At 65.5% G+C, this 8862-nt stretch carries 6 protein-coding genes; 1 reads left to right on the top strand and 5 read right to left on the bottom strand.

The window, feature by feature from the left end:
* Window positions 1–145: 145 nt before the first annotated feature.
* Both AC13F7_RS08275 and AC13F7_RS08270 read right to left on the bottom strand, forming a co-directional pair.
* Complete coding sequence (locus AC13F7_RS08275; protein WP_481468494.1) at window positions 146–1501, bottom strand: polyhydroxyalkanoate depolymerase; 1356 nt, start codon at window positions 1499–1501, stop codon at window positions 146–148.
* 57 nt (window positions 1502–1558) lie between these two features.
* Window positions 1559–2155, bottom strand: coding sequence for a class I SAM-dependent DNA methyltransferase (locus AC13F7_RS08270; RefSeq protein WP_482999814.1), 597 nt, complete (start codon window positions 2153–2155; stop codon window positions 1559–1561).
* Window positions 2156–2316: 161 nt separating this feature from the next.
* Between AC13F7_RS08270 and AC13F7_RS08265 the strand changes: the two genes are divergently transcribed.
* Entirely contained in the window at window positions 2317–2772 is a 456-nt protein-coding gene (locus AC13F7_RS08265; protein ID WP_346473188.1) for a CopD family protein, read from the top strand.
* A 52-nt stretch (window positions 2773–2824) separates the two neighbouring features.
* On the opposite strand, the gene AC13F7_RS08260 is transcribed toward AC13F7_RS08265, so the two are convergent.
* The 3 genes from AC13F7_RS08260 to dnaE form a co-directional block, all read right to left on the bottom strand.
* On the bottom strand, window positions 2825–3784 hold the full coding sequence (locus AC13F7_RS08260) for an acetyl-CoA carboxylase carboxyltransferase subunit alpha (RefSeq protein ID WP_482999813.1): 960 nt from the start codon (window positions 3782–3784) through the stop codon (window positions 2825–2827).
* 113 nt (window positions 3785–3897) lie between these two features.
* Window positions 3898–4767, bottom strand: coding sequence for a hypothetical protein (locus tag AC13F7_RS08255; protein ID WP_483000128.1), 870 nt, complete (start codon window positions 4765–4767; stop codon window positions 3898–3900).
* A gap of 33 nt (window positions 4768–4800) precedes the next feature.
* The gene (dnaE, locus tag AC13F7_RS08250) at window positions 4801–8382 is read right to left on the bottom strand and encodes a DNA polymerase III subunit alpha (RefSeq protein ID WP_482999812.1); all 3582 of its coding nucleotides are present in this window, start codon (window positions 8380–8382) and stop codon (window positions 4801–4803) included.
* Window positions 8383–8862: the final 480 nt, after the last annotated feature.

The following is an 8862-nucleotide window of genomic DNA, read 5'->3' as shown; positions in this document are numbered from 1 at the left end:
GTTCGGCCACAGGTCGGAACCCGAGGATCCGGTAGTGCCGGCCGCTGGCCGGCATCGCACGATGCAGGATAAAAGCGCAGCCGGCCAGCGGCCGGCACTACCCATAGCGTAAGCCCCCTGGTCGGGGGCTCACGCCAAACGGTCGTCAGCCCGCCTTGCGGCGCAACGGCGTCACGTTGCTCGCGATCTTCGCGGCCTTCTTCGGCTTGCTGGCGACGGTCTGCGCATGGGCCGCGAAGAAATCGCGCACCTTCGGGTAGACGGTTTCGCGCCAGCGGCGGCCGCTGAAGATGCCGTAGTGGCCGGCGCCTTCGACGATGAAATGCTCGCGGTGCTCAGCCGGGATGCCGGTGCACAGTTGCTGCGCCGCTTCGGTCTGGCCCAGGCCGGCGATGTCGTCCAGCTCGCCTTCAATGCTCAGCAGCGCAGTGCCGGTGATCGCGCTGGGATCCACGCGTTCACCCTGCACGTACCACTCGCCGCGCGGCAGCAGGAATTCCTGGAAGACCACGCGGATCGTGTCCAGGTAGTACTTGGCCGGCATGTCCAGCACCGCGTTGTACTCGTCGTAGAAACGACGGTGCGCGTCGGCATCTTCCATGTCGCCCTTGACCAGGTCGGCGTAGAAATCCCAGTGCGAACTGAAATGGCGGCTCGGGTTCATCGACAGGAAGCCGGCATGCTGCAGGAAGCCCGGGTACACGCGCCGGCCGGCACCCGGGAAGGTGGCGGGTACGGTGTGGATGACGTTGTTCTCGAACCACGACATCGGGTTCTGCGTGGCCAGGTTGTTGACCGCGGTCGGGCTGCAGCGCGCATCGATCGGCCCACCCATCATCACCAGCGAACGCGGCGTGGTCTCGCCCCGGCTGGCCATCAGTGACACGGCGGCGAGCACCGGCACGGTCGGCTGGCAGACGCTGACCACGTGCAGTTTCTCCGCGCCAAGGTGGCGGATGAACTCCTGCACGTAAGCGACGTAATCCTCCAGCCCGAACTCGCCCTCACTGCCGGGCACCATGCGCGCATCGACCCAATCGGTCACGTAGACGCGATGGTCGCGCAGCAGGGTGCGCACGGTATCGCGCAGCAGCGTGGCGTGGTGGCCGGACAACGGCGCCACCACCAGCACGAACGGCTGGTTGAGCATGGTGTGCAGCTGGTCGGCTTCATTGCTGTGGCGCTTGAAGCGCAGCAGTTTGCAGAACGGCTTGCTGATCTCTTCGTGGACGACGATCGGCACGCGCTCGCCCTCGACGTCGATTTCATTGATGCCCCATTCGGGCTTCTCGTAATCCTTGCCGATACGGTGGAACAGCTCGTTCACAGCGGCCAGGCGATCCGCGCCGGGCATCTGCGACCACCAATGACCTTGATTGGCGAAGAACTTCGCGTTGGCCTGGGCCTGGTGCACCCACGGGGCGAGCAGGTTGCGGGTCAACTCATGCAGCTGATATAGCATGACGTCCAATATGTATGGTCTTATGTTGCCGCGCAGCATAGCGCACCCGTCGCGCGGGCGCGTTAATGCGGGTGTTGTCTCAATTGTTATCGAGACTCAGGGCGCGCCACGTTCCAGAGCAGCCGCGTGACCTGCCAGTGCGGGCGACAGCCAGCAGTGCGAGCCCAAGCCGGTGAAGCCGACCCGCTTGAGCTGGCTGCGGTACCAGCGCGCCGGGCGCGGCTGGAAGCCTTCGTGGTCGCCATCGAAGTCATCCTCGGCGGTGAACGCCTCCAGGAAGGCCACGCCGGCGGTCAGCTCGGCAAAGCCTTCCAGTGCCGGGCGCAGCTCGCGGCTGGGCACGTAGTGCATCACGTCCGAGCAGATCAGCAGATCCACCGGCGCGCACGGGCGCAGCCAGGCAAAATCGCCGACCTTGGCCGGGTGCAGGTTGCGGCTGCGGCCGTAGCGGTGCACGGCGTAATCGCTGCTGTCGAAGCCCAGGTACTGCACGCGCGGGCGCAGTTTGAGCAGCGGTGCGCGCCAGGCGCCTTCGCCACAGCCGATATCCAGCACGCTGCGGATCGGGCGTTCCAGGTAGTACTCGGCACTGGCCACGGCGAGCGCCACCTTGCGCGCCAGGCGCGCGGCGCCACCGGTCTGGTCAGGCTGGTACCAGCGCTGGAAGTAGGCGGCGTCGTAGGTTTTGTCCATGGAAGATGTGCACGTGAGTGTAAGCGGCGCTTATCGTACGGCGTGGCGCGCGTGGATGCGTCGTTGAGGTGCGGCGATGGGTCGCGTCAGCCACCCATCGGGTTGCTCTACCGGGCATGCGAGAATGGCGGCCAACCCCTGCCAGCCGCCGGAGCAAGCACATGCAGTCCTACTACTGGGTCAAGACCTTCCACCTGTTGTTCGTGGTGGCATGGATGGCGGCGGTGTTCTATCTGCCCCGGATCCTGGTCAACCTCAGCGAGACGGCTGGGCAGCTGCCGGTGACCGAGCGGCTGCAGCTGATGGGCCTGCGCCTGTACAGGTTCGGCCACATGATGTTCGGCCTCGCGCTGATCCTGGGCGTGGTGCTGTGGCTGGGCTACCGCGTGATTCCCGATTTCCCGACCATGGTCGCCCCCGGTGCGGCGGGCTGGCTGCATGCCAAGCTCGGGCTGGTGGTGCTGCTGCTGGTGTATTACTCGTGGACCGGGCGGTTGCTGAAGGGCGCAGTGAAGGGCAAGGTTCTGCCGTCCTCCCGCGCGCTGCGCTGGTTCAATGAACTGCCGCTGGTGCTGTTCATCGGCGTGGTCTGGCTGGTGATCGCCAAGCCGTTCTGAAAAAAAGCCGGGCGCTTGCGCGTCCGGCTTTTTCGTCTGCGCCGCAGCCCGATCAGGCCACTTCGTAGGTCCCGTAGCTGCGCAGGCGCTCGTAACGCTTCTGCAGCAGCACATCGACCGGCAGGGCTTCCAGCACGTCCAGCTCGTTGAGCAGCACGGCCTTGAGGCGCTTGGCCATCTGGTTCGGGTTGCGGTGGGCACCACCGGTCGGCTCACGCACCACCTTGTCCACCAGGCCCAGATCCTTCAGGCGCGGGGCGGTCAGACCGAGCTGTTCAGCGGCGTCCTTGGCTTTGGCCGGGTCCTTCCACAGGATGGAGGCACAGCCTTCCGGGCTGATGGTCGAGTACACGCTGTACTCCAGCATCACGGTGCGGTCGCCCACACCCAGTGCCAGTGCGCCACCCGAGCCGCCTTCACCGATCACCGTGCAGACCACCGGCACCTTCAGTTCGGCCATTTCCATCAGGTTGCGTGCGATCGCTTCGGACTGGCCGCGCGATTCGGCGTCGATGCCCGGCCAGGCGCCGGCGGTGTCGATCAGGGTCAGCACCGGCAGGCCGAAACGCTCGGCCATCTTCATCAGGCGCAGCGCCTTGCGGTAGCCCTCCGGCTTGGGCATGCCGAAGTTGCGCTTGATCTTTTCCTTGGTGTCGCGGCCCTTCTGATGGCCGATCAGCATCACCGAGCGGCCACCGATGCGGGCCAGGCCGCCGATGATCGCCTTGTCGTCAGCGAAGGCGCGGTCCCCGGCCAGTTCCTGGAACTCATCGCAGATGATGCGGATGTAGTCCTCGGTGTACGGACGGGACGGATGGCGGGCCAGCTGCAACACCTGCCAGGAGGTCAGGTTGCGGAAGATCTGCGCGGTGCGCACCCGCAGCTTGTCCCGCAGGGCATGCACCTCGGCCTCGACATTGACCGCAGGTCCGGCGCTGGCGCTGCGCAGTTCCTGGATCTTCGCCTCCAGATCAGCGATGGGTTGCTCGAAGTCGAGGTAGTTCGGATTCATCGGAAACCGTCGTGAAGAAAAGAGGGAAAGTGTAGCCGAATGCGCCGAAAAGCCCCGTACGCCGTCGTCTGGAAACCGACGGTAGCGCAGCGGGGCCAAGGGCGCCAGTCAGGTCAGGGGACGACCAGCGCCGCGCGGCCCATCAGCGTGCTGCGGGTCTGCACGAAGGTGTTGTAGCCCTCGTTGGCCTCCTTGGACAGGCCCGAGCCCAGCCGGGCGGTCGCGGCGGTGAACGCCATCTGCGCCTGGAAGGCCTCCTGCTGGAGCTGCAGCTGCGCATCGGCGGAGGTGGCGTGCAGGTAGCGGGTATACAGCTCGCGCAGCGGGCCGGCATGGACCTCGAAGGCCGGATCCAGCGGCGGCAGGACAGTCGGCGCCGCCTCCAGCGTGTAGGCGGGTGCCACGTAACCCTTGGGCTGCTGGCGTGCGTAAGCACCGGGCTGGCCCATGCCTGCTTCAACGTAGGCGATGAAATCCGGGGCAGTGAAGATCTTGGCGTTGATCCGGCCGCCGCTGGCGTCTACGTGGGCCACGGTCTGCACCTCCGGGAACGGCTCGCGCACGCCGAAGCTCCAGGCCTGGTCGATGAACAGGTCATGGGTGGTCTGGTACGGCCCTTCGAACGTCACCCCGCCCAGCTCGATCTGGTTCTTCAGGCTGCCGAAGTGCTGCAGCTTGTCTTCACCGGTGACGTAGATCTCGTTGGCGATCACGTACTCGGCCAGGGTCGGGTTGATCAACCCACCTTTGCCGTTGGCGTAGACGATGAAACGCACATCGCCAAGCTGTTCGGTCTGCAGATGATGTTCACCCGGCTTGAGCTTGACCGGGCGCGAGGCGTGCGCAGCGATCGGCAGTTCATTGCCATCGATGCGCAGGGTCAGCGGGGCGGTGCCCGGGTTGTCGATCTCGAAGGTCTGGGCGGGGCTGGAACAGCCGGAGATGGCGACGGCTGCACTAAGCAGTACGGCAAAACGCTTGATCAAAACAAAATACCTGTGTTGCAACAGAAAAAATCAGTTCGCCCAGGGCGGGCTGTAACGCACTTTCACCGTGCGCACCGCAGGATCGGCGCGCAGCGCGTCCACCAGCTGGCTGTCCACGCGCACGGCGATGTCACCGGCAACATCGAGCATGCCGGCCACCGGGCCCTGTTCCGAGCCAAGCAGCAGGTCCAGGCGCAGCGGTGTGCGGCCGGGGCGATGCCGGTCGAGCAGGGCGTTGACGCGGTTCCACACCGCGCCGTCCTGGCGCAGGTCCACCCGCAGCGACAGCCGCGTGGCGTAGTTGGCGCAGATGTCTTCGTAATCCCAGACCTGGCGGATGCGCAGCGCATAGCCGCCGTTGAACTCGTCCTCACGCAGGCCGCCCTTGACCACCAGGATGCGGTCCTTGGTCATCAGGTGGCCGAACTCGGCCAGGCCATCAGTGAAGGCGCTGCATTCCACGCGGCCCTTGCCGTCTTCAAGCTGCATGAAGATCTGGCTTTCGCCCTTGCGGCGCACGCCGACCACCAGGCCGGCCAGGATCACCGGCGTTTCCTGGCGCCAGGCGCGCTTCTCGCCGTCTTTGCTCGGGCGTGCCGGCGGGATCAGCTTTTCCAGCTTGCCCAGGTCGGTGCCGACCAGTTCCTTGACGTCATCGGCGTAGGGATCGAACGGGTGACCGCTGAGGTAGAAGCCCAGCGTTTCGCGCTCGCCTTCCAGCAACTGGCCCAGCGCCCACTCTTTGGCTTCGGGCAGTTCCAGCTGCATCGCGGTGCTGACCGGATCGGGTGCGCCAAACAGCGAGTTCTGGCCGGAGGCCTTCTCGCGCGCCATCTGGTCGGTGGCCTTGAGCACTTCGGGCAGCTGCAGCATCAGCGAGGCGCGGTTCTTGCCCAGCCCGTCCATCGCGCCGCAGTTGATCATCGCTTCCAGCGTGCGGCGGTTGAGCTTGCCCGATTCGGCGCGCATGCAGAAATCCAGCAGCGACGCATAGCGGCCGCCACGCTGGCGTTCTTCCACGATCGCTTCGCAGGCGCCCTGGCCGACGCCCTTGATCGCGCCCAGGCCGTACACGATGGTGTCGGCGCTGGAGGCTTCGAACATGTACGCCGATTCGTTCACGCGCGGCGGCAGTACGGTCAGGCCGAGGTTGCGCACTTCGGCGAGGAAGCCGACCACCTTGTCGGTGTTGTCCATGTCCGAGGACAGCGTCGCGGCCATGAACTCGGCCGGGTAATGACGCTTGAGCCAGGCGGTCTGGTAACTCACCAGCGCGTAGGCGGCGGCGTGCGACTTGTTGAAGCCGTAGCCGGCGAACTTCTCCATCAGGTCGAAGATCGCGTCGGCCTTGGCTTCGACGACACCGTCCTTGGCCGCACCCTCGCGGAAGATCTCGCGGTGCTTGGCCATTTCCGCCGGCACCTTCTTGCCCATCGCGCGGCGCAGCAGATCGGCGCCGCCCAGCGAGTAGCCGCCGACGATCTGCGCCATCTGCATCACCTGCTCCTGGTACACCATGATGCCGTAGGTGTCTTTCAGGATCGCTTCGGTGCGCGGATCGGGATAGATGATTTCTTCCTGCCCGTGCTTACGCGCGTTGAAGGAAGGAATCAGGTCCATCGGGCCGGGGCGGTACAGCGACACCAGCGCGATGAGATCTTCGAAGCGGTCAGGGCGCGCGTCTTTCAGCAGGCGGCGCATGCCCGAGGATTCGAACTGGAACACCGCACCGGTATTGCCGTTGGCGAAGATGTCCTTGTAGGTGGGCACGTCATCCAGCGGCAGCGCGGTGATGTCCACCGGCGGAATGCCGGCGCGCTCGTGGCGCTTGTTGATCGCCTTGACGGCCCAGTCGATGATCGTCAGCGTGCGCAGGCCGAGGAAGTCGAACTTCACCAGGCCGATTTCTTCGACGTCGTTCTTGTCGAACTGGGTGACCGGGTTGCGGCCGCGGCCGCCTTCGTCATGTTCGGCGAACAGCGGGCAGAATTCGGCCAGCGGCTCGGGCGCGATCACCACGCCACCGGCATGCTTGCCGGCGTTGCGGGTAAGGTCTTCGAGCTGGCGCGCCAGATCGATCAGGTCGCGGACGTCGTCTTCGTTCTGGTAGCGCTGGATCAATTCCGGCGACGCCATTTCCGAATCCTTGCCTTCGCCCATCGCATCCTTGAGCGAGATGCCCAGGATGTTGGGGATCAGCTTGGAGACGCCGTCGACCAGACCGTACGGGAAGCCCAGCACGCGGCCGGAATCGCGCACTACCGCCTTGGCCGCCATGGTGCCGTAGGTGATGATCTGGCTGACGCGGTCGCGTCCGTATTTACGCGCAACGTAGTCGATGACTTCGTCGCGGCGGTCCATGCAGAAGTCGATGTCGAAGTCGGGCATCGACACGCGTTCTGGGTTGAGGAACCGCTCGAACAGCAGGTTGTACGGGATCGGATCCAGATCGGTGATCTGCAGCGCCCAGGCCACCAGCGAGCCGGCACCGGAACCGCGGCCGGGGCCGATCGGAATGCCCTGGTTCTTTCCCCACTGGATGAAGTCGGCCACGATCAGGAAGTAGCCGGGGAAGCCCATCTTGATGATGGTGGCCAGTTCGAATTCGAGTCGCTCGAAGTAGTCGGCGCGGGTCTTGCCCGGTGCCAGCGGATTCTTTTCGAGGCGGGCTTCCAGGCCCTTGCGCGATTCGCTGCAGATCCAGCTGTCGAGGGTTTCGTCCTCGGGCACCGGATAGTTGGGCAGGAAGTAGGTGCCCAGGCGCATCTCGACGTTGCAGCGTTCGGCCAGCGCGAGCGTGTTGTCGATCGCATCGGGGATGTCGGCAAACAGCGCGCACATGTCCTCGGCGGACTTCAGGTACTGCTGGTCGCTGTAGTCGCGTGGGCGTTTGGGGTCGTCCAGCACGCGGCCGGAGGAGATGCACACGCGCGCTTCGTGGGCGTTGAAGTCTTCCGGCTGCAGGAAGCGCACGTCGTTGCTGGCGATCACCGGCAGGCCGCGCTGGCCGGCGGCCTGCAGGGCGAACTGATTGAAGGCTTCTTCGCCGTCGCGGCCAGTGCGGGTCAGCTCCAGGTGGAGGCCATCACCGAACACGCGCTGCCAGTCGGCGAGCTGTTGCTCGGCCAGGTCATGGCGGCCGTCGCCGGCGAGGCGGCCGGCGAGGCTGTCGCGGCCGGCCAGTGCGAACAGGTTGTGGCAGCCGGCTTTGAGCCAGTCCGGGTGCACGGCGACGCCGCCTTCGGGGCGGTGGCCTTCCATCCAGGCGCGGGTCAGCAGCCGGGAGAGGCTCAGGTACCCTTCGCGGTCGCGGCAGAGCAGGGTCATGCGCCAGGGCGTCATGCCTTCTTCGGCGATCATGATGTCCGCGCCGGCGATGGGCTTGATGCCCACGGTTTCGGCGGCTTTGTAGAACTTGACCAGCGCGAACAGGTTGTTGAGATCCGTCACTGCCAGTGCGGGCAGTTTCAGTTCGACCGCGCGGCTGAGCAGGTTGGCCTGCTTGGCTTTTTTCGGGTCAGCCTGATCCGGCTTCGCCGGGACACGGATGGTCGAATCCGCCAGCGAAAATTCGGTGTGGACGTGGAGATGTACGAAACGGGAAGTGGACATGCCGAACCAATGTGATGCCCGGTCAGGGTAGCGGTGGCGGTGGTCGCTAACAAGGCTTGACAGGGGTGTTGCGGGGGCGCGGGTTGGCGGTGGGGTTCAGGTTTGCTTCGGCGGTTGCAGCGGTTGCAGCGGTTGCGGGGTTTGGCGTTGGTGAAGCAAGTGCAGGAGCGGTGGGCTCTGTGGTGCTGCGGGCTGGGACGGCGGGGGCAGAGTCGCGGGACGCGCTGTGAATACGTCCGTGTAAGCTCGTAGGCAGCATCCATGCTGCCTAACGGTCCCGCGCCTCTACCCCCGCCACCCCTCTGACACATGGCCGGTGCGTTGGGGCAGGCGACAGCGGCCCTTCGACAGATGGCCGGTGCGTTGGGGTTGGCAACGGCCGATCCTTCGATAGATGGCCGGTGCGCAGAGGCAGGCAACCGTCAGCCTCCGAGAGCGATCTGGTACACGGGGGCGAGGAAGCGCCGTGCTTGGTAGCCT

Source organism: Stenotrophomonas sp. K-6 (assembly GCF_056861555.1).
The sequence above is the reverse complement of the archived record's forward strand: the minus strand, read 5'-3'. Positions and strand labels throughout refer to the sequence as shown.